Source organism: Lentzea sokolovensis (assembly GCF_033949975.1).
GTDB lineage: Bacteria > Actinomycetota > Actinomycetes > Mycobacteriales > Pseudonocardiaceae > Lentzea > Lentzea sokolovensis.
Genome location: NZ_JAXAVU010000016.1, coordinates 295,295 through 318,240 on the forward strand (window position 1 = coordinate 295,295; position 22,946 = coordinate 318,240).

Sequence of the window (22,946 nt, forward strand, 5' to 3'; positions counted from 1 at the left end):
CAGGAGATGCCCGGTGAACCAGATCCACTTCGCGTTGCAGGTCTTCGCCGCGCTGGCGCTCGTGCTCGCCGCGACCACGCTGTGCGGGCGGCTCGCCATGCTGATCAAACAACCCAGGGTCGTCGGCGAGATGGTCGCCGGCGTGCTGCTGGGCCCCGCGCTGTTCGGCGCCATCGCGCCCGGCGTGCAGGCCCAGATCTTCCCCGCCGACGTCAAGAGCACCCTGTACGTGCTCAGCACGATCGGGCTCACGTTCTACATGTTCCTCGTCGGGTCCTCTTTGGACCACGGTCTGACCACGGGTGCCAACGCGCGCAAGGCATCGATCCTCGCCGTGTCCGGCATCGTGCCCACGTTCCTGCTCGGCGCGGGCGCGGCGGTCCTCTTCTTCGACTCGCTGAGCCCCGAGGGTTCGAAGCTGTGGGTGTTCATGCTGTTCGTGGGCGGCGCCCTGTCGATCACCGCCTTCCCCATGCTCGCCAGGATCCTGCAGGAACGCGGCATCGCGAACACCCCGATCGGCGGTCTCACCCTGGTCGCCGCCGCGATCGACGACGCGGTGGCGTGGGGCTTCCTCGCCCTGATCATCGCGGTCGGCACGTCCGGCAGCCCGTCCGGCGCGCTGCGCACGATCCTGGGCGCGGCGATCTTCGCGGGCCTCATGCTCACGCTGGGCCGCAAGTGGCTCGCCAAGCTCGGGGAACGCGCCGAACGCGACGGCAAGCTCAGCCGCGACATGGTGGCCGTGATCCTGCTGATCGTGCTGCTGGCGGGCTGGTTCACCGACCTCATCGGCGTGTTCTCGGTGTTCGGCGGGTTCATCACCGGCCTCGCGATGCCCAAGTCGAAGGTCGTGCGCCAGGAGCTCGAAACCAAACTCTCCGACCTCAACTCGATCCTGCTGCTGCCGGTGTTCTTCGCGTTCAGCGGCCTCAACACCCGGCTGGACGGCTTCGGCTCCGGTGGCGCGCTGTGGTTCCCGCTCGCGGTGATCATGCTGGCCGCGTTCGCCGGCAAGTACCTGGGGTGCGGCCTGGTGGTGCGCGCCCAGGGCTACTCGTGGCGCTACGCCTCCGCGGTCGGCGGCCTGATGAACGCCCGCGGCCTGATGATCCTGATCTTCATCAACATCGGCCTCGCCTACGACCTGGTGACACCCGAGATGTTCGCGATCCTCGTCGCCGTCGCGATCGTCACCACCGCCGCGGCCATGCCGATCTACCGCGCGTCCCTGCCCGACCACCTGGAGGCACAGGCCGACGTCAAGACCCCCGCACCAGTTCGGTGAGCCGCGCGACGACGGCGGCCGGGGCCGGCAGGTCCGCGATCTCGGCCGCCGTCGTCGCGGCGACCTCCCGGGCGGCCGGGTCGTCGAGCAGATGGCCCGCCGCGGCGGTGATCGCGTCGGCGGTGATCTCCTCGCCCACGAGCTTCGCCCCCGCACCGGTCTCGGCGAGCACGTCGGCGTTCACGAACTGATCGGCACCCTGCGGCAGCACCAGTTGCGGCAGCCCCGCCGCGAGCGCGCCGAGGACCGTGCCCGTTCCTCCGTGGTGCACCACGAGATCGGCCTGCTGGAGCACCTTCGCCTGCGGCACGAACCCAGCGACGCGCACGTTCGCCGGCACGTCGCCCAGGAGCGCGGGATCGCCGGGCCCGACCGCCACCAGAACGGTGACCGGCAGCCGGGCGAGACCGTCGATCGCCTGCCGCAACACCGCCGTCGCACCGAACGACACCGTGCCGAGTGTCAGGTACACCAACGGTTTCGTCGTGACGATCTGCGGCATCGGCACGTCGAGATCGAACGCCGTCGGCCGCTGCCGCAGCACCGTGGGCAGCGCCGCGACCACCGAATCGCGGACGGAGTCCGGCCACAGGTCGATCGCCACGTCCCCCATCATCAGGTCGGCGGGCGCGGCGCCGTCCCACATCCACGCCATCTCCTCCGCCGCCATCGCCTGGATCGCGGGCGGCATGGACCGGCCGATCACGTGCGAGACGAACGGGATCCCGGCGTCACGAGCGGCCTTCGCGGCACCGGTGTCGCTCTGCTCGTAGACCACCAGATCCGGCTTGATCCGAGGCAGGAGTCCGCCGAGATCCTTGACGGTCGCCCGTGGCAGCACGTCCGCGAACATCGTGATCAGCAGCCGCGGCACCTCCGCGTCGCCGTGCCGCCTGCGAGCCTCGGTCTCGGCCTCCCCGATCGAGATGCCCGACGCGTGCGCCTCGAAACCCAGCTCCCGCGCCTTCTCCACGAAACTCGGACCGATCGCGAACACGACCTCGTGACCGGCCTGCTGGGCCGCGCGGGCGAGCGGGACCAGCGGGAACAGGTGGCCGTAGGCGGGACGGCACGAGAAGAGGATGCGCACTCCGTCCAGCCTAGTGATCTTTCAGTGCTGGAAGCACCGGTAGACGGATTCGAGGCTGTAGCCGGCCAGGTCCGTCGTGGAACGCGTTCACCCGTCGACACGCCGGCAGTCGTGGTCGTCCGCGTCCCAGCAGTCGCTCGGAGTGCAGTCCGACGCGGAGTTGATCTCGTCGAACGCCTCCACGGCCCGCCTGTACCGCGGGTCGGTCGGCTGCTGGGCGCCGAACGACAGGGTCCGCCCGTCACCGACGTCGCTCACCGACACCCGGCGCCCGGCCGAGCTCCGCTTTCGCGCACACACAACGGGTCTCACACTACGCCGGCGCGGCGACGGCCTGCGTCGCCGTCACCCCGGCACACCAGAATCATTGCAGCACAAAGAGAACTCGCTAATCGCACGAATCCCCCTGCGACGACAACTCGTCGAGTTGTCGTCGCACGCGGGTGGCGTAGTCGCGGCGGCCCTGTTCCTGGTACATCTGCAGGGCTTCCTGCCACGCGGCACGGGCGCGACGGTGGTGGCCGAGGACGGCGAGTGGACGGCCTACTTGGGCGAGGACGTCGGCCATGAGGTACACGTTGCCCGTGTCGCGGTGCAGCGTGATGGCCGCGTAGTAGTCGCGGACCGCCCGGTGATGATGGCCGGTGTGATGACCGATGTAGCCCATGGCGGTGAGGGTCGAGGCCTCGCCGTCGCGGATGCCGTGCTCGCGGCACTGGCGGAGCGCGATCTCGCAGTCTTCGGAGGCCCGGTCGTAGTCGCCGGCAAAAGCGGCGTAGCTGGCGGCGAGGCACCGTGACAAGGCTTCCTCGACAGGGTTGTCGAGCAAGCGATGGACGTCCAGGGCGAGCGTGGCGTGGTGCAACGCCTTGGAGGTGTCTCCCGCATGTGACCACGTCCACGCGAGTCCCCGGTGATTCCGTCCCTGGTTGAGAAGGTCGTCGTGGTGTTCTGCCAGGACGAGGGCCTGGTTCAGGTGCTCGACCGCCTCGTCGTACCGCCCGACATCCGCATAGGCCATGCCCATCAGCCGATGGAGGAGCATGTGGACTGCGGGGGTGTCGAGGTGACTGCCGGCCGCCAATGCGGCCCGCATCACGGCGAGTTGGTCGTGGCTGTGTCCCCGCCTGTTCTGAAACGTGGTCAAGGTCCAAGCCATCTGCCACACAGCGGCGTACCACCGGCGGGTGGTGGCGACGTGCTGGGCTGCCAGCAGGTTGGGGTACTCGGCGTCGAACCAGTCGAAGGCCGCTCGGGTGTCGGGCAGCACCTGGGGTCGAGTACCAGGTGCGGGCGTGCCCAGGTGGACCGCTGGGCGGTGGGGATCCAGAACCCGTTCGCCGGTGTAGGAGGTGTGGAGGTAGAAGTCGACCACTCGCCTCAGCGGCACTTCCCGCACCTCGTCGGGCAACTGGCAGGCGGTGTCGGCGGCGTAGGCGCGGACCAGGTCGTGCATCGCGTATCGGCCGTGCAGCCGTCGTTCAAGCAGGGATGCCTCCTCCAATGCCGACAGCGCTTTGCGTGCGCGGACCTCGGGCAGGCCGGCAAGGGCGGCCACGGCGTGCAGCGTGGTGTCGGGGCCGGGGGCGATGCCCAGCAGGCCGAACACGGTGCGGTTTTCGTCGGTGAGCTGACGCAGCGAATAGGACAGGATGGTGGGCAGGCTGGCGTCGGGGCTGTCGGAGTCCAGGGCGTCCAGACCTAGTTCGCGCAGATCTTCGACGATTTCGTGCACGAGGTCAGGGCTGCTGCGGATGCGGGCGGCGACCAGGCCGAGCGCGAGTGGGAATCCGCCGCACAGGCCGCTCAGCTCGGTGACCGCTTGCTTCGCGACGGCGGCGCGGGTGCCGCCCAGTGAATCGTCGAGCAGGGTGCGGGCTTCGGCGTGGGTGAGCACGTCGAGGTGGACGGGGTGGGCGCCGTGGCGGGTGAGGAGGGCGGGGAGCCGGTGGCGGCTGGTGATCAGGACGGTGCACGAGTCGCCGCCGGGCAGTAATGGGACGACCTGGTCGGGGGTGGCGGCGTTGTCCAGCAGGAGCAGCATCCGCTTACCGGCGGTGTGGGTGCGGTAGAGCGCGGCGCGGGCGTCGGGGTCCTGGGGTTGGTGGTCGCGGTCGACGCCGAGGGCGGCGAGGAAATCCGCCAGCACGTCGGCCGCCTGCTTGGGTTCGCCGGGGCTGAAGCCGCGCAGATCCACCCAGAGTTGTCCGTCGGGAAAGCGATGCAGGTTGCGGTGCGCCCAGGCCAGAGCGAGCCAGGTTTTGCCGATTCCGCCGATCGCGGAGATCACCGCTGTCGCGCCCCGCCCGCCTTGGGCCGAGGAGCCGCCGGCGCTGGTGGTGAGGGCGCGGTCCAGTTGGGTCAGTGCGGTCACCCGTCCGGTGAACAGCCCTGGCACGGCCGGCAACTGCAGGGGCACCACCGATGGCTTGTTCACCTCTGCCGTGGTCGTGGACAGGGCCGGGTCGGCAGCCAGGATCCGCCGGTGCAGGTCTTGCAGCACAGTGCCCGGATCTATGCCCAGATCCCCGACCAGCCGCTCCCGCAGCCGCCGGTGGTGCTCCAGCGCGTCGGTCGCACGACCGGCGCGGTACAAGGCGAGCATGTACTGGCCCGCTACCCGCTCGTCCAACGGGTTGTCGGCGACGCGCGCAGACAACCCCGCCACCAGGTCCTCGCCGTGTCCCAGCCGCAACAGAGCGTCGACGAGGTCGTGCTCGGCGTTCAGGCGCTGCTGGTGCAGCCGATCGCGTTCGGCAGCGGACCAGTCGCCATCGAGTCCGGTCAACGCCTCCCCGCGCCACAAGCCGAGTGCTTCCTCCAGCAGCGTCACGATCTGCCGGTCATCACGGGCACGGGCACGGGCACACAGGTCGTGAAACAGGTGAAGATCCACCGCAGACTGCCCCACCTCCAGCGCATAACCACCAGCCTTGCGAACGAGGTGTGCCGCATCCATCACGGCCAGCGCCTGACGCAGACGGGACAGGTAGTTCACCAGCGTCGCCCGAGCCCGCAGCGGCGAGTGATCACCCCAGACCCGTTCGGCGAGGACGTCCACCGAGACCACTCGGCCGACGTCCACCGCCAACGCCGCCAGCACACACCGCTGCCGCGCTGGACCCAGATCAATCCCGCGGCCGTCGACGAGCACGGCCACTTCCCCCAACAGCCGGACCTCCACCACCTTGCCGCTACCCCCTAGCGCGATACCTCCCGCGTAGGCATGGATACCGGGGCTGACCAGCGACTGTGGGATTTTGAGGCGCATTCACACGTTCAGCGGCACACAGTTCCCAGCGTGGCGGAGAGCAACGAAGGCCAGGCCACCACACCACAGGGGGGAGCTTGTGAATCGCTCGGAACGTGCCCACGCCTTCGCCGGCCGCAGAGGAGTCGACCTCCTGGTGGCGATGACGGCCACCGGTTTCCCTGCCTGTTGTTCTCTGTCGCGTCACCTCAAGCACCGAGCATTTTGCAGAGTTTATTCAGTGGTTCAACTGGGAGGAAGAATGAAACTTCTGACATCCGCGCTGGCGTTGGCCGCGTCAGCTTTGTTGGTCTTCACGGGTGCCGGGTCGGCCGGCGCCGACGAAGCCTTGGATCTCAGCGAAGTGCCAGCGGGAGCCCTGGCGGTCAAGGACAATTCCGGCAACGTTGTCGAGCTGGTCGACGTCGAGCCGAATTACGTGGCAGTTGACGACGTGTCGATCAGAAGCGGAAAGTCATGCACTTCGGTGTACAACTGCGTCGAGGTACTCGGCTCAGGGCTTCGCGTCGATAGCTTCAAGGGGCGAACCGCGATGTCATACCCCGAAGAGTCGAAGAAGTACCACTTCGAGATGTGGATCGGCACCAGCTGGCACAAAAACACTCCCGACAAGACGTGGGATGGCACTATCTGGCCAGGCTACGTCGACTCCGGCTGGGTCACCGCCAATCACACGGCGCCGCGATCCGTGGGCGCCTGCTCCAGGCTCTGGCTGAAGCGTCAAGCACAGTGGGTCTCCTACTACCCGCCCGCCTGCCTGCTGCTCACCCGCTAGCACAATGCTCGACCCGAGGCGCCCCGAGGAACGTCCCGACCGCCTCGGGTCGAGCAGCAATACTTCGCGATGCAGGTCAAGCGACATAGCTGCTCGAGTCGCGGTGGGTCACAACCCGAGCCGAGCCGGATGGCGAAGACGGCCGTCCCTCGATTCACAACGTGGCGCCTCCACATTCGCCGGAAGATCCGAACGGGTTTCGACCATGGACCGACGTCATCCCTGCGTCTTCTCTCGCTGATCTTGGTCATTCGCCAATGCCTCGGTGCGCCAGCCGAGAAGAATCGCGTGCAGGGCCTGTTCGGCCAGGCGTCGGGCGCGATCGTTGCCGACATTGCCGAGGTGGCCGAGAGAGGCGATGCCGTGCATCGTGCCCCAGAGGGTCTCGCAGGCCTCGTCGAGATCGGCCAGGACCACGTCGTGCCTGGCAGACCAGGTGGTGAGCAGCTCTTTGAGGGCGTCGATGGCCGGCTGTACGACGCGCCCGCGCTCGTCCGCATCGATCGCCGGGGCGTTCATGACCTGGTAGAGGTGGGGGTGCTCGCCGGCAAACCGCACGTACTCCGACGCGATGCGCCTCATGCGCAGGTCCACATCGGACTCCTGGAAGGCGTGGAGGACCTCGGCCAGCATCAGGCGGTGGCCGTACCCGACCAGTTCCAGGACAAGCGCTTCTTTGTTGGCGAAGTGCTGGTAGACGACGGGTGCGGAGTATTCGACATCGCCGGCGATGCGCCGGATCGTCAGAGCCGCAGGGCCTTCGGTCTCGAGCACGTGCAGCGCCGCCTCGATGATCCGCTCGTGGGTGTTCGCCCGCTCGCGGGCCCGCCTCGTGCTGATTGACATGGTCCGTCACTTCGACTCGATGGTGTCCTCGAACACTAGCCACCGCCCTTGACCACGCTGACGGCGTGCGTCATGGTTAACAACGTTAGGAAATCTAACGTCGTTAACCAGCGAGGGGTTGATCATGATTCACCACGTCTGCCGCGCCACGATGAAGGCCACCGCGACGCCAGATCAGATCTCGGCGGCATTGGAGGGCTGGCGCAACCAGGGCAGGTCGAACCCCGCCATCAAGTCGTTCATCGTCGGGCGCGACCACGGTGGCGACTACACCTACAGCGCGGTGTTCGTCGTGGAGGACCTCGACGGCCTCTTCGCCTACCTGACGCACCCGACCACCTACCAGACCGACCACCTGGGACTGACCCTGGTGGATCGGATGGAGATCTTCGACGTCAGCGACGACGAGGACCCGGACCTCAACAGCAAGATTCAGGAACTGCATCGGCGCCGCAACGAGCTCAACCCGCAGATCGCCGACATGCTCGCCGACGTGCCCAGCTACACCGGCTCCGGCGTGGATCACTGACCGAGACTCTGGAACGGAGAGAACCGTCATGGTCCAACACGTCGTCATCGGCGCCGGATCCATCGGCAGCAACGTCGCTCGTCTGCTCGTCGAGCGCGGCCACAACGTCCGCATCATCACCCGCAGCGGTTCGGGGCCCGAGCACCCGTTGATCGACCGGGTCGCTGCGGACGCGTCCGACCCGTCCAGTCTGACCGAACTTTCCCGCGGCGCCGAGGCTGTTCACCACTGTGCCAACCCACCCTCCTACACGGAGTGGGAACGTCTGCTGCCGCCTTTGCAGACAGCAGCCATCGCCGCCGCCAAGGCGAACGACGCCGTCCTCGCCCTGACGGGCAGCATGTACGCCTACGGCCCGCAGCCCGGTGGCCTGATGACCGAACGCACCCCCATGGCCGCGGCCGGACGCAAAGGCAGGCTGCGCAAACGAATGTGGGAACAGGCCCTCGCCGCGGGCATCCGCACGGTGGAGGTGCGCGGCTCCGACTACATCGGCAAGGGCGCCAACGGCATCTACTCCTTGCTCATCGAGCCGGCCCTGACGAAGGGCAAAGCGGCCTGGATCACCGGCCATCTGGACATGCCGCACACCTTCACGGTCAACACCGACATGGCACAGGCACTGGTCACGCTTGCGTCGGAAGAACGGGCGTGGGGCAGGGCCTGGCACGTGCCGTCCCCGCCTGCCATCACGATCCGCGAGCTCGCCGGTCGCTACGCCACCGCGGCGGGCCGATCACCGATCAAACTGATCCAACTACCGCGCTTCGCAATGCGCGCAACCGGACTGGTCGTGCCGATCGCCCGCGAGATGGCGGAGATGGACTACCAGTGGTACGAGCCGTTCCGCATGGACGCGACGGAGACGGCCGACACCTTCGGCCTGACCGCTACCGACCTCGACACCGCCGTCCGCGACGAGGTCAGCTGAAACTCCTGTCGCCACAACGGCCATGGTGCCGCGACGATCGCTTCCACTTGAAGGGCTGGACAATCCTGCGGAAGCTCATCCAGCTACCGCTGCCGTTGCCGCGGGTCCTGCAGACACACGTCGAGCCGTTGCTCGCGGGTCTGCTCGGCACGCGGACACCATCGGTTCGCACCTCGCGTAAAGAGGCGCGGCATCGCGACCTGACAGCCGAGAGGAGCATGGCTCCGGACGCGTGCTCGCCTCGACGTGTCCAAAACGGACCTGTGCGACTCGGTTGACGATTACCCTCGGCCGAGTGGAGAAAGTGCGGGCGGTCGTCTCGGGCCGCGGCCTGGAACTGTGGCTGTGCGGGATCGCGCTGGCGTTCTCGACCTACACCGCGATCACGTTCGGGCAGTTCCAGGAGTACGAGCACGCAGGCGAGATGTTCGGCACCTTCGGCGTCCTGATCATCGTGACGGCGATCTTCGTGCGGGCCGGGGGCGCGGCCGCGCTGCTCGAGGACCGACACCCGAAGCCGCTGTTCATCTGGTTCCTGCCCGCGGCCGTGACGATCACCATGCTTCCGGTGATCATCGCGGGTGGCCTGGACCCCGAGATGAACATCTTCCTCTCGCTGTTCCTCTTCCTGCTGCTCGCCTACACGTGCCTGCTCCTGGCGGTGCTGGTCGCACTGCTGCTGGTGTGGCCGCTGGAACTGCTGGGCCGCGGCCTGCTGCGGGTCGTCACCGGCAAACCCGACGGCGGCCCGCTCATCCTGTGGGGCTCGTCGGGCGTACTGCTCACCCTGCTCAGCGTTCTCCCGGTGATCGCGCTCGACGACCTGCCGTCCGGCCGGGGCGCGGCAGCGGCGGTCTTCGAGGCCGTGCTCGGCATCGAAGGCAGCTACACGGTCACCTCGCCGACGACGCTGTGGATCGTCCGGGCCGCCGCCGTCGTGTTCGCGGCCCTCATCCTCGCCGCAGCACGACGGGGTCGCAGCCCCGAGGAGCTCTTGGAACCCCGCCGCGCAGCGAGTTAGACACCACTCCCCTGCCGGGCGCTGATTTCGACAGGCCCGTACACCGAGTCGTCGCTCAGCCCGTTCTTCTCAAAGAGGAAATCTCCGGCGGGGTGCGCAAGCACGTGCCGGACTTCTTGCTGATCACCGACACCGGGCAGATCCGTGTCGTCAGGTGCTGGTTGCCGGGTTTGAGTTCGTGGTGGCGTGGAAGTTGAGTTTTGCGGCGCTGTCTCGCCAGGCGAAGGTGATCGGGATGAGCAGGATCAGGTAGAACGCCGCGGGAACGGCGACCCAGCCGCTGAGGTGGTGTGCGGCCTTGGTCAGCATGAGGACTGTGTAGGCGAGGGGGATGATGCCTGCCCCGCCGTAGGCGATGAGCATGGCGAAGCGATGGGGTGTGCCCGCGGTGTGGATGTTGGTGGTGCGTTCGGTGGCGGTTGCGCCGATGTGGGAGGGGTCGAGGGGGTGGCTCTGGTCGGGGTCGGTCGCGGCGAGGAGAGCGTGTTCGAGGGTGAGGATCGAGCGGGCTCGGACGGCTGCGAGAGTGAGCAGCTGGGAGTGGAAGGCGGCGGTGCACAGCAGCGGGAACGGCAAGAGGCTCATCGCCCAGCCGAGGAGATCGAGTTTGTCGTAGAAGGCGATCGTGCCGATGAGGTAGGTCGTGGCGACGCCGATCGTCGCGAGGCTCACGGTCAGGGTGGTGGCTCGGTCGGCTCGTTCTGATTGGTAGATGGTGGTGAGTACGTGGAGCCGGTCCGGCATGGCTGCTGCTCCTGCCTGATCTGTGCGACTCACTGACTGTGGCTTCGGGTTCACGCGAGTGGTCATCCGAGCGGTACGGGATGCTCAACCTTCGGGGGCCGGTCGACCGTGAACGTGATTGCCGCGACTCCAGTCGACAATCTCAACACCGAGCGATCAGCGCAATCGACTAGCGGCATGACTACATCGGCAACCCACTCACCGCGCGGTTGTGGGGTCAACGAGGGTCGAACTACTTGCGGTCACCAACGGCCATCGCCGCCGCCTCTTCCGCCATCGAGGCGTTCGCCGAACACCGGCCACACCATGGAGTCGCTCTGCCTTCTCACGTGGGCAGCAGCGCCGTGGCACACGACTGATCACACCTGACGACGTCCGGGAAGTCACGACATGTCCAGTGCGCCAACCCATCTCGCCACGGGAGTTCCTCCAGAAATCCTGGTGGTCGCATTCGGTCCGAGTTGTCGGCAAGACCGGTCGTGCCGGCACGTGACGGCGTCGGAACGGGGAGTTCGCTCGCCCGCATGACGCGCGTCCCGGCCGAGCACCCGGCGACGCCGGTCGATCTCCGGTCCGCGAAATAGGCAACTCGTGCCGATGCGGCCCGGCCGGGAGCGGGTTGATGATCAAGCCGCGGACCGCAGCCCCTCGCCGTGCCGGGCGACGTGACGGCTTTGTGCGTTCGCTGCCGACCTTTTCGCACAGGGAGTTGGGATCACGCATGTCCACTGCAGTCGTGTCACGGACCGCCGGCCGGCGCTGGTGGTGGTTCCTGTGGGGACTTCTCGCGCTGCTCGCCCTCGCCACCGCGGCGGTCTTCGTGCCGCCGTATCTGGTCGGGGGCACGACCGTGCCGGGCCTCGACCGGACGACGCCGGGTTACTACACGAGCCTCGTGATCCACGCCGTGCCCGCGGGCATCGCGCTGGTCACCGGGCCGTGGCAGTTCGTGCCGAAGCTGCGGGCCCGTTGTCCCCGGCTGCACCGGGTGACGGGCCGCGTCTACCTGATCTCGGTCGTCGCCGCCTCGCTCGCCGCCGTGTACTCGTCCGCGGTCACGAAGAGCGGGTTCGCGTTGCAGGCGGCCTTCTTCGTGCTGATCGTGGCATGGCTCTACACGGCCGCGAAGGCGTACACCGCGATCCGGCGACGTGAGATCCAGATGCACCGGATCTGGATGATCCGCAACTACACGCTAACGTTCGCCGCGGTGACGTTGCGGCTCTACCAGTTGCCGCTCCTCGCTTTGATGAACTCGGTGACGTGGCTGGAGTACCGCGAGGTGTACACCACGAGCGCGTGGCTGTCCCTGGTCGGCAACGTGCTCGTGGCCGAGTACTTCATCGTCCACCGCTTCCTGCGGAGGCCGCGACCGTCAGAATGAGCGGCGTGGTGATGATCGGCCGGGACCGGGAGGAGCGTCGTGTCGGCGAGCTCGTCGATCAGGCGCGCTCGGGCCGTGGCGGCGCGCTGGTGCTCAGCGGGGAGGCGGGCATCGGCAAGAGCGCGTTGCTCGCGCACGCGGAGCGCGCGGCGTCCGGCTTCCGGGTGCTCCGGGCGGCCGGGTCGGAGTTCGAGCAGGAGCTGCCGTACTCGGCTCTGCACCAGCTGTGCGTGCCGGTCCTCGGTCGCCTCGCCTCCCTGCCCCGGCCGCGTCGGGAAGCGCTGCGGATCGCGTTCGGACTGGCCATCGGGACACCGCAGCCCTTCCAGGTCGGCCTTGCCGTCCTCGACCTTCTCGCCGCGGTGGGACGACCGGTCCTGTGCGTGGTCGACGACGTCCAGTGGCTCGACTCGGCGTCTTCGCAGGCGATGGCGTTCCTCGCCCGGCGTGCCGGGGCGGACTCCGTCGCCGTGCTGCTCGCGCTCCGGTCACCGTCCACTGTGGACGCGCTGGGCGCGCTGCCGCGGCTGCACCTCGGTGGACTGGCGGACCGGGACTCCCAGGCGCTGCTGGCCGCACGCCATCCGTTCCCCCTCGACGACCGGGTCCGCGACCGGCTCGTCGCCGAGGCGAACGGCAACCCGCTCGCGTTGCTCGAACTGCCGCTCGCGGGCGGCTTCGCCCTGCCGGCCCCGGTTCCGTCCCGGGTCGAGGAGGGGTTCCGGACCCGGTTCGCCGCGCTCCCGGAGGACGCCCGGCTGCTGCTGACCATCGCAAGCGCGGACCCCACCGGTGATCCCGGTCTGCTGTGGCCGGCCGCCGAGGCGCTGGGGGTCGGCGCGGCCGTAGCGGACACCGCGGGGCTCGCCGAGTTCGGCGCGCGCATCCGCTTCTGCCACCCGCTGGCGCGCTCCGCGGTCTACCGGGCCGCGTCCGACAGCGCACGCCGCGCGGTGCACGGGGTGCTGGCCGACGCCACCGACGCGCTGACGGCACCCGACAGGCGGGCGTGGCACCGCGCGCAGGCCTGCGCCGGTCCGGACGACGCTGTCGCGGCCGACCTCGAACAGGCCGCGACGCGCGCCCGGTCGCGGGGAGGCGTCGCGGCGGCGGCCGCGTTCCTCGACCAGGCGGTCGCGCTGTCGCTGGACGGGCGCCGCCGAGCCGGAATCACGCTGGCGGCGGTCGAGGCCTGCCTGGAGGCGGGGTCCGTCGACCGGGCGGCGGACCTCCTCTCCACCGTCGACATGGCCGCGCAGGACGAGCCCGGCCGCGCTCGCGCCGACCTGCTGCGGGCGCGGATCGCGTTCTCCCGTCCCGGCGACGAAAGCGGTCCTGTGTGGACGGTGAGCGCGGCTCGGCGGCTGGCGGCGCGGTCGCCCGGCCTCGCGAGGGAGTGCTTCCTCGACGCCATCGAGACGAGCTTCGTCGTCGGGCGCGCCGGTGGCGTTGTCGAGGAGGTCCTGACCGCGGCACGTGCCCTGGCACCACCACCGGCCGCACCGGACCTCCTCGAAGCTCTGATCACGTGGTCCTCGGACGGCTACCGCGCGGCGCTTCCGATGTTGCGGGACGTGCTGCACTCCGAGGGCGGCCCGTTGTGGAGCCGGCGTCCCGCGCTGGCGTCGATGATCAGCACGGACCTGTGGGACCTCGGCACCCAGTTCGCCATCGCCGAGTGGCTGCTGAAGGCGGGCCGCGAGTCGGGGTCGCCGTTGCTGCTCAGGCTCGCCTTCGCGCAGAAGGCCACCGGGGCCGTGCTGTGCGGGGACGTGGCCGGGGCGCTCGCCGCGACCGCCGAGGAGGAGGCCGTCGCCGACGCGGTCGGCGAACCCCCGTTGCGGCACCACCGGCTCCTGCTGGCGGCGATGAGCGGCCACCGCGACGAGACCCTGGACCTCTTGCGGGGCTTCGGCGGAACCGGTCACGTGGCGAGCCTGCACTGGAGCGCCGCCCTGCTGCACAACGGCCTGGGAGACCACGAGGCCGCTCTGACCGCAGCCCGCGCGGCGACCGGGCACGGCGACCTCTTCCTCACCGGGGTGGCCCTGCCCGAGCTCGTCGAAGCGGCGGTCCGGCAAGGGGAGCCGGCGGAGGCCGCGACCGCACTGGCGGCGTTGAGCGACCGCACCGAAGCCGCCGGCACCGACCTCGGCCGAGGGGTCACGGCGTACGCCCGGGGTCTGGTCACGGGCGCCGAGGACGACTACCGGGAAGCCGTCGAGTCCCTTCAGGACAGTCCCCTGCTGCCGTACCGCGGCCGCGCGCACCTGCTCTACGGCCAGTGGCTGCGCCGAGCGGGCCGCGGCACCGAGTCCCTGCGGGAGCTGCGGATCGCCCACGACCTGCTGACGGAGTCGGGAGCGGGCGCCTTCGCCGGACGCGCCGCCGAGGAGCTGCGCGCCGCCGGGCAGGAGATCGGCCGGCCTCCGCCGGTCCACGAGACCCTGACGCGCCAACAGCTGGCCGTCGCCCGGCTGGTCGCCTCCGGCGCGACGTCGAACGAGGTCGCCGCTCAGCTGTTCATCAGCAAGCGCACGGTCGACGCGCACCTGCGCGCGATCTTCCCCAAGCTCGGAGTGACCTCGCGGCGGCAGCTCAGGGACCACCCCGGTCTCCGGTCGTGAGCACTGACGGTCAAGCCATGCACGCAATGCATGGCAGAGGTGCGAAACCATCGCTGGTGCACATGGCAGCGCGTTCCTAGCGTGGAACCCATGTCCACATGGTTCATCACAGGAGCGTCCAGGGGCATCGGCCGTGAACTCGTCGAGCATTTGCTCCGGCGCGGGCACCGCGTCGCAGCGACGGTCCGCGACCCTCGCAGGCTCGACGACCTCGCGGAGCGGTACGGCGAACGGTTGTGGCGCCACGCTCTCGACGTCACCGACACCGCCGGAGTGGAGCAGGTGCTCGGGAAGGCGTTCGCCGATCTCGGTCGTGTCGACGTGGTGGTGTCGAACGCGGGCAGCGGGGTGTTCGGCGCGGCCGAGGACCTGAGCGACCAGCAGGTCGAAGAGTCGATCGCCACCAACCTGACCGCGTCGATCCAGGTCGCGCGCCGGGCCGTGCCGTTGTTGCGGGAGCAGGGCGGTGGGGTGCTGGTGCAGATGTCGAGCATGGGCGGGCAGATCACGTTCCCCGGTTTCGCGATCTACCACGCCACCAAGTGGGGTGTGGAGGGCTACTTCGAGGCGCTCGCCGCTGAGATCGCGCCGTTCGGCATCAGCACCGTGCTGGTGGAGCCCGGGATGGTCCGCACGGGGTTCTTCGACGCCGCCCAGCGCGTGCCGGTCAGCGAGCCCTACCGCGGCGGTCCTGCCGACACGCCACCGCCGCCGGTCGCCTCGATGCCCGGTAGCCGGTCCGGGGTCGCGAACGCGATCATCGAGGCCGCGCTGTCCGACGCCCCGCCGTTGCGGCTGCTGCTCAATTCCGACGCCTACGAGCTGGTGACGACCGCGGTGCGCGAACGGCTCGCGGCGTTCGAGGCGCGGAAGGAGTCCGCGCACGCCGCGGACCACGAGGCCTGACGCGATACTGGCCGCATGTCGGAGATGACCTTGGCCGGGCTGCGCGTCGTCGTCGAGGTCGCGCGGCGCGGCTCGTTCACCGCGGCAGCCGACGCGCTCGGGTACACGCAGTCCGCGGTCTCCCGGCAGGTCGGCGCGATGGAGGCGGCAGTGGGCAGCCCGCTGTTCGAGCGGTGGGCGCGCGGGGTCCGTCCGACGGCGGCGTGCGAGGCGTTCCTCAAGCACGCGCGGCAGGTCGTCTCGCACCTGGAGGCCGCCGAGCTGGAGATCGCGGGGCTGCGCGACCGGATCGCGGGCCGGCTGGCGGTGGGTGCCTACCCGACGGCCGCCGCGGGTGTCCTGCCGCGGGCGATGGCTCAGCTGAAGGAGGAGCACCCCGCGCTGACCGTGCGGCTCGGTGAGGCGGGCAGCCCGGCGTTGCTGCGCCGGCTGCGGGCGGGACGGATCGAGGTCGCGGTGATCGCGATCGGCGACGGCCTGCCCGACTACGACCTCGCGGGGCTGCGGACGGACTCCGTGCCCATCGGGCGGGGACTCGGTGTCGCCGTGGCGGACGCCCACCCGTTCGCCACGCAGGCCGAGGTCGACGTGCGCGACCTCGCCGGCCAGGTCTGGGTCGTGGGCGTGGGCGGCGAGGGCGACCGCAGTTCGGTGCGTGGCCGACCCTGCCCTCGCCGCACGTCGGGTACGAGGCCAGGACCTGGCAGACGCGGCTCGGCCTCGTCGCCGCAGGACTCGGCGTGTCCGTCCTGCCCGGACTGGCCGCGGACGTCATCCCGCGCGGTGTCACCTGGGTGCCGGTCCGCGACGACGGACTCGCCGAACGGCGCCGGACCGTCGTCGTCACCGAGGAGGAGCGCTCCCCCGCCGCCGAGGCGTTCGTACGGGCGTTGCGCCCAGGTCGTCCGGGCGGTGCGTGAGCTCCACAGCGTCAGAAGGAGCACCGAGAGCGCTCGCCGACCGGGAATTCGACATGTCCGAAGTCATGGCGATCGGTCCGTTCCGCGACATCGCCAACCAAGTGCGCCCGTGGTGCGAGGACTACCCCGGCCTCATCGCCGGCACGGTGCACGCGTCGCAGGGAAAGCAGGCTGACCGGCCGGGCGCCCGCCGGTGGGCGGCGAGCAAACCCAACCTGCTCAACGTCGCGGTCAGCCGGGCCAAGCACCGCCTGCACGTCACCGGTGCGCGACGGCGAAGTCGTCGAAGCCCGCGGCGGTGTTGAAGACGCGCACACCGTTGGCACCACTGGAGAAGCTGGTGTCGGTCACGGAGATCTTCGGCGTGGCCATGTCCCCGACGTACACCTTGATCGCCGAGCCGATCGCCTCCACCCGCAGGTGGTGCCGGGTGTTCGGCCTGACCGTCACGGCGGCTGACGCGAGCTGCGTCCAGTTGTTGTCGGCCTTGCCGAGCACGACCCGTCCACTGCCGGTGATCCCGGCGTAGTAGCCGCGGTAGGCGTCCGTCCCGGTGGTCGCCTGCGTCGCGCGGAACACGACCCCGCTGTCGCCGGCGGCGGACTTCGGGATGATGTCGGCGTCCTGCACGAAGTTCGAGAAGTTCGTGTCCAGCAACGACTTCCCGCCGAACGAGGTGCCGGTCTCGTACCGGCCCCCGGTCGCTGTCCAGGTGCCGCCGTGCGTGGTCCAGCCGACGGCGTTGTTGTCGTCGAAGTTGTCCTTGACGCGCATGGTCACCGGTTGGATGGTGCCGTCGGCGTTGAAGGTCATCCGGTCGTAGGCGACCTGCCGGTCGTTGGCGCCCGAGCGGCTCAGCGGGCGCCGGTGGTAGACGATGTACCAGATGTCCGTGCCGGGCACGTTGATCACCGAGTTGTGGCCGGAACCCCTTGCCACGGCGGCGTCCTGGCTCAGCACGCGGCTGATCTTGGTGAACGGTCCGGTGGGGGAATCGGAGATCGCGTACGACACCGCGTAGTTCGGTCCGGTCCAGCCGTCCTCGGACCACATGAAGTAGTACTTGCCGTTTCGCTTGAACATCTGCGAACCCTCGGTGAAGTTCGCCGGGGTGATCTCCTGGTACGTGCTGCCGTCGGCGAACTGGCCGAGGCTGGTCATGTCCGCGTTGAGCTTGACCACGTTGGCGTGCCCCCAGCCGCCGTAGTACATGTACGCCTGGCCGTCGGTGTCGATGAACACGTCCTGGTCGATGGGCTGCGCTCCGTTGACGAACTGGCTGATCAACGGCTTGCCGATCGCGTCCCGGTACGGGCCTTCCGGCCGGTCGGCGACCGCGACGCCGATGCCACCCAGTTCGGAGTTGCTCTGGATGTCGTTCGCTCCGAAGTACAGGTAGTACTTGCCGTTGCGCTGCACGGGAGCGGGCGCCCAGACGGCTCGGCGTGCCCAGGAGACGTTCGCGGTGGTGAGGACGTTGGGGTGCTTGGTCCAGTTGACAAGGTCGGTCGAGGAGAAGGCGTCGAGGTACGTCTGCTGGTCGTACGGTCGCGACGACGTGGGGAAGACCCAGTACTTGTTGCCGTAGACCGCGACGTCCGGGTCGGCGTACCACCCGTCCACGAACGGGTTGCCGGCCTCCGCTGTGGAGAAGTCGGGCACGACGGCCGCGGACGAGGCCACGGCGGGCACGCTGCCGAGCAGGGAGACGGCGAAGGCCGCCACGACGATCTTTGACGTCACGTCTCATCCAATCCGCAGGGTTACAACGTTGTAAAAACCGTGCGCATTGATCCAAACACTCTCCGTGCACGGCTGTCCAGATCTGGAGGAGGACCGCGGTGGTCAGGCCTCGGGACACGCCGCAGGTCGGTGCGGACCAGAAGCGGCTCAACCAGACTGATGGTCTTCGACGCGGCCGACCTGTCGGCGGGCCAGGATCTGCACCCCTCCCCTGCTTCCACGGCCATCGACGACCGTGCCGCTATGACGCTGGCTGTCATACGTGGTCGGCAAGCCTTGCCCGCCTATTCGATCGACCAACTCCGCGGGCGGGTGGTGTGCCACGGTGTCAGCCCCGCGCGCCGGAGAGGTGTGGGCGGAGTGCTTCGCCACCCGGTCACGGGCACGGCGCGGAGTTACCCTTCGCGGGTGGAGCTTGGTGATCGAGATGCCGGGATCGGCCTGGCCGAGCTGCTTGCCGCGTTCTCGCTGGCCACGGACCTGGGGCTGGGGCAACCGATGGAGCACGTGCTCCGTTCGTGGCGGATCGCGGACCGGCTGGCCGAGCGCATGGGGCTGCCAGAGGACCAGCGGCGGTCGCTGTTCTACGTCTCGATGCTCGCCTGGGTCGGCTGTGTCGCGGACTCCCCGGAAGTGGCGGGGTCGTTCGGTGATGACATCGCCTTCCGCGCGGACAGCTACGGGGTCGATCTCGCTGGACTCGAAGGGCTCGGCTTCTTCCTGCGCCGGGCCGGTCGCGGCGGACCTGTGTGGCACCGGCTCCGGGTGGCGACGACGATCCTGACGAGCGGCGGACAGAACGTCGTGCAGGGCATGCAGTCGCATTGCACGACGACCTCGACGCTGGCGGAGCAGCTCGGGCTCGGCCCGGACGTGGTGACGGCGTTGCGGCAGTTCTTCACCCGCTGGGACGGGCGAGGGGTGCCACAGGGGGTCGGCGGCCCGGACATCGCGCCGATCGTCCGTTTGCTGCACCTGGCCGACGTGGTCGAAGTCCGGCATCGGACCAGTGGGATCGACGGTGCGCTCGAAGTCGCCAGAGCACGGCGCGGCCGCCAGTTCGCGCCAGACGTGGTCGACGCGTTCGTCGCGCACGCCCCCGAGGTGCTGTCCGACGCCGGTACCGGGATCGACGCGCTCACAACGGATCCACGGCTGCGGCGCCCGCTGACGGAAGGCGAGCTGGACACAGCGCTGGAAGCGCTGGCCGACTTCACCGACCTGCGCGGCGCCTCACGGGCCGGACATTCCCGTGGCGTCGCGGAGCTCGCCAGCGCGGCGGCCCGGTCGATGGGGCTCCCCGTCGGCGACGTCATCGCCGTCCGGCGCGCGGGCCTGCTGCACGACATCGGGCTGCACGGGGTACCGGCGACGATCCTGAACCAGCCGGGACCGCTGTCGGCCACCGACTGGGAGCGCGTGCGGCTCAGTTCCTATTACACCGAGCGCGTCCTCGCCCGTCCGGCGGCATTGGCCAGGCTGGGCGCGATCGCGGCGACAGCCCACGAGCGCATGGACGGCAACGGTTACCACCGCGGCCTGTCCGGCGCGGCGGTGCCGATGACCGGGCGCCTGCTGGCCGCGGCCTGCGCGTACCGGGCGATGCTCGAACCGCGGGCGCACCGGAAGGCGTTGACGGACAAGCAGGCCGTCAACGCGGTGCGCGAAGCGATCCGGGCCGGCGCGTTGGACGGCGACGCGGCCGAGGCCGTCCTCGCCGCCGCGGGCAACGGCCTCCGGCGGCGCGTGTCGGGTCCGGCCGGGCTCACCCCACGCGAGGTCGAGGTGCTGATCCTGATCTCGCGTGGCGCGCAGACCGGCGAGGTCGCCGACCAGCTGGGGATCTCGCGCAAGACGGCCGGGACGCACATCGAGCGGATCTACACCAAGACCGGGGCGTCATCACGCTCGACCGCGACGCTGTTCGCGCTGCGCAACGGCCTGCTCGACCCGCTCGATCTGTAGGGAGAACGCCCGACGACACGGGACCTTCCCGCTCCTAACGTCTTGTTTCCGACGAAAAGGAGCAGACCATGTCGAACAAAGCAGTCATCAGTCTGTCGACGGGGCTCGAAGACGCGGAGAAGGTGACCGTCGCGTTCCTCGTCGCGATCGGCGCCGCCGAGACCGGACGCGAGACGCTGATGTTCCTGTCCAAAGAGGCGGTGCGCCTCGCACTGACCGGCACCGCCGCGGGCGTCGCATGCGACGGCTGCCCACCGCTGAGAGACCTGTTCCAGCGCTACGAGGCAGCTGGCGGGCGCTACTACGTCTGCCCACTTTGCTTCAACGCCAAGCAACTCGACGCCGACAACCTCATTCCCGGCGCGGAGATCAACGGCACGATCCCGTTGTGGAAGTGGATCGGCGACGAGCCCGCGACCACGTTCAGCTACTGACGACGCTCCCGGCGACCAGCACGTCGGCAGGCCACGGCCGGGACGAACGCTCGGCCCTGCCGGGTTCGTGACGCGTCAGCTGCCGAGGTACGACGAGAACCGCTGGTAGGGCGCGTGGGCGTCGTGTGCGACTTCGCCCTCGGACACGAGCGTTGTTCACCCCCACGGGTTGATGGAGACATCAGCTTCGTGGGGGTTTTGCTCGTACCGGACCGCCGCGCCTGGGCAGGTGGGACTCGTTCCGGTCCCATCGGCATGACCAGGGAATTCCTGGGTTTCCGTGTGTTTGTGGTGTGCGGGCGGGACACCCTCGGCGGCACTCCGGCGGCTGCTGCTGCCGATGAAGGAGGTCGAGTTGAAGCACGAACGCTCAACGAGAACCACGGCCGCGCGGGTGATGACAGCACTCACCGCCATGGCACTGACAGCAGGGTTTCTGGCAGGGGGCGCGCAACCGCAGGCCAACGCCGGCGCGTTCGAGAGTGACGCCTCGGTGTGGCTCATGCAGCAGATGCGCGCGATGCAGCCGGGAACGCTGAACGGTGGCATGTACACGAACAAGAAGGGCTATCACAACACGCGGGCCGCCAACGATCCCAGCAACTACTCGGTCGTGGATGCCGAGGACAAGGGCGGTCCCGCCAACCTGGCCGCGGCCTACGACTGGACTTTCGAAGACGCCCAGAACGGCAGCTTCGGCACCATCGCCAGGTATTCCAACCGGTTGCTGGCATCGGGCAAGGACCCGAACGACCCGCGGCTGGACGGCTGGCGCGAGTTCTTCGGTCAGACGGACAACGACCGGGAGGTCGAGGGGTGGGACTTCCGCTACGACAGGGCGGCGACCTCGGACGACACCCACCTCTGGCACATCCACCTCAGCGAGGACCGCGACAAGGTCACCGGCTACGACAACAAGGTCGCCCTGCTCAGCGTCCTCAAGGGCGAGACGGTCAACCAGTGGCGCAGCACCCAGCTGTTCACGACGACCAGCACCGGCGGTCTCGTGCACACCATGCGCGGGCGCGACGGCTCGTGGACCGGTTTCGCGGACGTCAAAGCGGCCACCGGCGCTGTCGTCACACCAGTCGACACCGCGTCGGCGATGGTCGCCGGCGAGCAGCACGCATTGGTGGCCGGCAACGACGGCGAGCTGTGGCACGCCATCCGGCGGGTCGACGGGCCGTGGACACCGTTCGGCAACGTGGAGGACTTCGCCGGCGAGATCGGCGCGATCACCAGGGTTGCCGCCACGGAGGTCGGCGGTGCCCTGCACGTCGTCGTTCTCGGTGGCGAGAACACCATCCACCACTCCGTCCGTTCGCCCAACGGCTCCTGGACCGCCCTGCACAGCGTGGAACCCTTCGCAGGCGACCTGTCCGGGTACGTGGACGTGGCGGCGGCTGGTTTCCTGAACGGCGAGCTGCAGGTGGCCGTGTCGATGTCGACCGGGGGTCTGCTGCACACGTTGCGCCGCACCGATGGCAACTGGAGTCCCTGGGGTGACGTGGAGGCGTTCGCCGGCAATCCGGGGGCGGCGCAGTCGGTGAGCGCGACCGAGGTCAACGGGATCTTCCACCTGGTGGCCAACTACGGCTTCGCCGGCGTGCGTCACTCCACTCGGCTGCCCAACGGCAACTGGACGCCGCTGTTGAAGATCGACGACTACACGGGCAACAAGACGGGTTTCGTCCTCGACGTCGCCACCACCGGGTTCACCAGCGGTGAGCTCCACGTCGTCGCGCTGGCGGCCGGCGGTTCGGTCTGGCACGCCGCGCGCTACCCGGACGGTCGATGGTCGGCCTGGGGCGACGTGCGGGCTTACGCGGGCAATCCGGGTCTCGCGACCCGGGTCAGCATCGCGGCCGGCTGGCGCTCGTGACCCCGACGCAGATCGCGAACCCCGTCAGGAGGAGACGCGTGTCCGTCCCCCGTTCACGGAAGTACAGGGTCTTCGTCGCGGCGTCCGCGGCGAGCATCGGAATCCTCTCCCCTCTCGCCCACCACCGCACAGGCCGCTGGGAGAACCAGCTCACGACGTCGGGCTCCGGCGGAACGGTCAGGGAAAGGACCTCAGTCATGTCCATCCGACAACGAGTCACCAACTTGGGGAGACTGGCGGCGGTGACAACGGCGGCAGTGGCGGTGGCCGGCGTGGTGATCGCCTCTCCGGCACAGGCGAAACCGTTGCGGGCCGAGTGCTCGCGAGTCACCGACATCGGCCTGACCATCCGCGACGGCAACGTCATCAAGGGTTCGGGAAGCGCCACCCCGTGCGGAAGCGGCTACCTCGTCGTCACCGTGCAAAGACTGCGTGCGCTGGGCCGATAGGAATCCGTGGGCACAGCGGCTTCAGCGAGTCGGGGGCGGCGCTGAGCGCCCTCTTCAACTGCAGCGGATCGGGCTGCTGACGGGGCACCGTTGACCGCTTCAGCCGCGGTACCTGGTGACGGACATGGGTCGTCCGCCACC

19 protein-coding genes and 1 pseudogene are annotated in these 22,946 nt (G+C 69.2%); 14 read left to right on the plus strand and 6 right to left on the minus strand.

What is annotated here, in order from left to right:
- The first annotated feature begins 13 nt into the window (after window positions 1-13).
- On the plus strand, window positions 14-1,288 hold the full coding sequence (locus tag SK854_RS41755) for a cation:proton antiporter (RefSeq protein WP_319980676.1): 1,275 nt from the start codon (window positions 14-16) through the stop codon (window positions 1,286-1,288).
- On the opposite strand, the gene SK854_RS41760 is transcribed toward SK854_RS41755, so the two are convergent.
- The 3 genes from SK854_RS41760 to SK854_RS41770 all read right to left on the minus strand — a co-directional run bounded on the left by SK854_RS41760 (window position 1,263) and on the right by SK854_RS41770 (window position 5,649).
- Window positions 1,263-2,378, minus strand: coding sequence for a glycosyltransferase (locus tag SK854_RS41760; RefSeq protein WP_319980677.1), 1,116 nt, complete (start codon window positions 2,376-2,378; stop codon window positions 1,263-1,265). The genes SK854_RS41755 and SK854_RS41760 overlap by 26 nt on opposite strands.
- 87 nt (window positions 2,379-2,465) lie before the next feature.
- Entirely contained in the window at window positions 2,466-2,636 is a 171-nt protein-coding gene (locus SK854_RS41765) for a hypothetical protein (protein WP_319980678.1), read from the minus strand.
- Between the two features lie 130 nt (window positions 2,637-2,766).
- Window positions 2,767-5,649 (minus strand): AfsR/SARP family transcriptional regulator, encoded by a 2,883-nt coding sequence (locus tag SK854_RS41770; protein WP_319980679.1) that lies wholly within the window; start codon window positions 5,647-5,649, stop codon window positions 2,767-2,769.
- Between the two features lie 241 nt (window positions 5,650-5,890).
- On the opposite strand from SK854_RS41770, the gene SK854_RS41775 reads away from it, so the two are divergent.
- A complete protein-coding gene (locus SK854_RS41775) occupies window positions 5,891-6,424 on the plus strand; it encodes a hypothetical protein (protein WP_319980680.1) in 534 nt (177 codons plus the stop codon).
- A gap of 216 nt (window positions 6,425-6,640) precedes the next feature.
- Here the strand turns inward: SK854_RS41775 and SK854_RS41780 are convergent, their stop codons facing one another.
- Window positions 6,641-7,270, minus strand: coding sequence for a TetR/AcrR family transcriptional regulator (locus SK854_RS41780; RefSeq protein ID WP_319980681.1), 630 nt, complete (start codon window positions 7,268-7,270; stop codon window positions 6,641-6,643).
- A gap of 124 nt (window positions 7,271-7,394) precedes the next feature.
- Between SK854_RS41780 and SK854_RS41785 the strand changes: the two genes are divergently transcribed.
- The 3 genes from SK854_RS41785 to SK854_RS41795 all read left to right on the plus strand — a co-directional run bounded on the left by SK854_RS41785 (window position 7,395) and on the right by SK854_RS41795 (window position 9,751).
- Complete coding sequence (locus SK854_RS41785) at window positions 7,395-7,799, plus strand: Dabb family protein (RefSeq protein ID WP_319980682.1); 405 nt, start codon at window positions 7,395-7,397, stop codon at window positions 7,797-7,799.
- A gap of 28 nt (window positions 7,800-7,827) precedes the next feature.
- Window positions 7,828-8,730 (plus strand): NAD-dependent epimerase/dehydratase family protein, encoded by a 903-nt coding sequence (locus tag SK854_RS41790; RefSeq protein WP_319980683.1) that lies wholly within the window; start codon window positions 7,828-7,830, stop codon window positions 8,728-8,730.
- A gap of 295 nt (window positions 8,731-9,025) precedes the next feature.
- The gene (locus SK854_RS41795) at window positions 9,026-9,751 is read left to right on the plus strand and encodes a hypothetical protein (protein WP_319980684.1); all 726 of its coding nucleotides are present in this window, start codon (window positions 9,026-9,028) and stop codon (window positions 9,749-9,751) included.
- A 150-nt stretch (window positions 9,752-9,901) separates the two neighbouring features.
- On the opposite strand, the gene SK854_RS41800 is transcribed toward SK854_RS41795, so the two are convergent.
- Window positions 9,902-10,495 (minus strand): hypothetical protein, encoded by a 594-nt coding sequence (locus SK854_RS41800; protein ID WP_319980685.1) that lies wholly within the window; start codon window positions 10,493-10,495, stop codon window positions 9,902-9,904.
- A 721-nt stretch (window positions 10,496-11,216) separates the two neighbouring features.
- Here SK854_RS41800 and SK854_RS41805 point away from each other — a divergent pair.
- From SK854_RS41805 to SK854_RS41825, 5 genes and pseudogenes are all read left to right on the plus strand, one after another.
- Window positions 11,217-11,879 (plus strand): DUF2306 domain-containing protein, encoded by a 663-nt coding sequence (locus SK854_RS41805; protein WP_319980686.1) that lies wholly within the window; start codon window positions 11,217-11,219, stop codon window positions 11,877-11,879.
- 11 nt (window positions 11,880-11,890) lie between these two features.
- A complete protein-coding gene (locus tag SK854_RS41810) occupies window positions 11,891-14,506 on the plus strand; it encodes a LuxR family transcriptional regulator (protein ID WP_319980916.1) in 2,616 nt (871 codons plus the stop codon).
- Between the two features lie 90 nt (window positions 14,507-14,596).
- Entirely contained in the window at window positions 14,597-15,412 is an 816-nt protein-coding gene (locus SK854_RS41815; RefSeq protein ID WP_319980687.1) for an SDR family oxidoreductase, read from the plus strand.
- A gap of 24 nt (window positions 15,413-15,436) precedes the next feature.
- A pseudogene (locus SK854_RS41820) lies at window positions 15,437-16,332 on the plus strand (LysR family transcriptional regulator).
- A 53-nt stretch (window positions 16,333-16,385) separates the two neighbouring features.
- Window positions 16,386-16,637: a hypothetical protein gene (locus SK854_RS41825; protein WP_319980688.1), complete on the plus strand. Its 252-nt coding sequence runs from the start codon at window positions 16,386-16,388 to the stop codon at window positions 16,635-16,637.
- On the opposite strand, the gene SK854_RS41830 is transcribed toward SK854_RS41825, so the two are convergent.
- The gene (locus SK854_RS41830; protein WP_319980689.1) at window positions 16,591-18,075 is read right to left on the minus strand and encodes a glycoside hydrolase family 43 protein; all 1,485 of its coding nucleotides are present in this window, start codon (window positions 18,073-18,075) and stop codon (window positions 16,591-16,593) included. The genes SK854_RS41825 and SK854_RS41830 overlap by 47 nt on opposite strands.
- A gap of 408 nt (window positions 18,076-18,483) precedes the next feature.
- Here SK854_RS41830 and SK854_RS41835 point away from each other — a divergent pair, with 408 nt between their 5' ends.
- The 4 genes from SK854_RS41835 (at window position 18,484) to SK854_RS41850 (ending at window position 22,805) form a co-directional block, all read left to right on the plus strand.
- Entirely contained in the window at window positions 18,484-20,040 is a 1,557-nt protein-coding gene (locus tag SK854_RS41835; RefSeq protein ID WP_319980690.1) for an HD domain-containing phosphohydrolase, read from the plus strand.
- Window positions 20,041-20,108: 68 nt separating this feature from the next.
- Window positions 20,109-20,474 carry a DsrE family protein gene (locus SK854_RS41840; protein WP_319980691.1) on the plus strand — a complete coding sequence of 122 codons (366 nt, stop codon included), beginning with the start codon at window positions 20,109-20,111 and terminating at the stop codon, window positions 20,472-20,474.
- Window positions 20,475-20,889: 415 nt separating this feature from the next.
- Window positions 20,890-22,356: a hypothetical protein gene (locus SK854_RS41845; protein WP_319980692.1), complete on the plus strand. Its 1,467-nt coding sequence runs from the start codon at window positions 20,890-20,892 to the stop codon at window positions 22,354-22,356.
- A 242-nt stretch (window positions 22,357-22,598) separates the two neighbouring features.
- Window positions 22,599-22,805 carry a hypothetical protein gene (locus tag SK854_RS41850; protein WP_319980693.1) on the plus strand — a complete coding sequence of 69 codons (207 nt, stop codon included), beginning with the start codon at window positions 22,599-22,601 and terminating at the stop codon, window positions 22,803-22,805.
- Window positions 22,806-22,946 lie beyond the last annotated feature (141 nt).

Bases quoted from the DNA above. Each gene is read 5' to 3' on its own strand.
- SK854_RS41770 (WP_319980679.1), bottom strand. From the start codon at position 5,649: ATGCGCCTCAAAATCCCACAGTCGCTGGTCAGCCCCGGTATCCATGCC.
- SK854_RS41775 (WP_319980680.1), top strand. From the start codon at position 5,891: ATGAAACTTCTGACATCCGCGCTGGCGTTGGCCGCGTCAGCTTTGTTG.
- SK854_RS41780 (WP_319980681.1), bottom strand. From the start codon at position 7,270: ATGTCAATCAGCACGAGGCGGGCCCGCGAGCGGGCGAACACCCACGAG.
- SK854_RS41785 (WP_319980682.1), top strand. From the start codon at position 7,395: ATGATTCACCACGTCTGCCGCGCCACGATGAAGGCCACCGCGACGCCA.
- SK854_RS41790 (WP_319980683.1), top strand. From the start codon at position 7,828: ATGGTCCAACACGTCGTCATCGGCGCCGGATCCATCGGCAGCAACGTC.
- SK854_RS41800 (WP_319980685.1), bottom strand. From the start codon at position 10,495: ATGCCGGACCGGCTCCACGTACTCACCACCATCTACCAATCAGAACGA.
- SK854_RS41805 (WP_319980686.1), top strand. From the start codon at position 11,217: ATGTCCACTGCAGTCGTGTCACGGACCGCCGGCCGGCGCTGGTGGTGG.
- SK854_RS41810 (WP_319980916.1), top strand. From the start codon at position 11,891: ATGATCGGCCGGGACCGGGAGGAGCGTCGTGTCGGCGAGCTCGTCGAT.
- SK854_RS41815 (WP_319980687.1), top strand. From the start codon at position 14,597: ATGTCCACATGGTTCATCACAGGAGCGTCCAGGGGCATCGGCCGTGAA.
- SK854_RS41825 (WP_319980688.1), top strand. From the start codon at position 16,386: ATGTCCGAAGTCATGGCGATCGGTCCGTTCCGCGACATCGCCAACCAA.
- SK854_RS41840 (WP_319980691.1), top strand. From the start codon at position 20,109: ATGTCGAACAAAGCAGTCATCAGTCTGTCGACGGGGCTCGAAGACGCG.
- SK854_RS41845 (WP_319980692.1), top strand. From the start codon at position 20,890: ATGGCACTGACAGCAGGGTTTCTGGCAGGGGGCGCGCAACCGCAGGCC.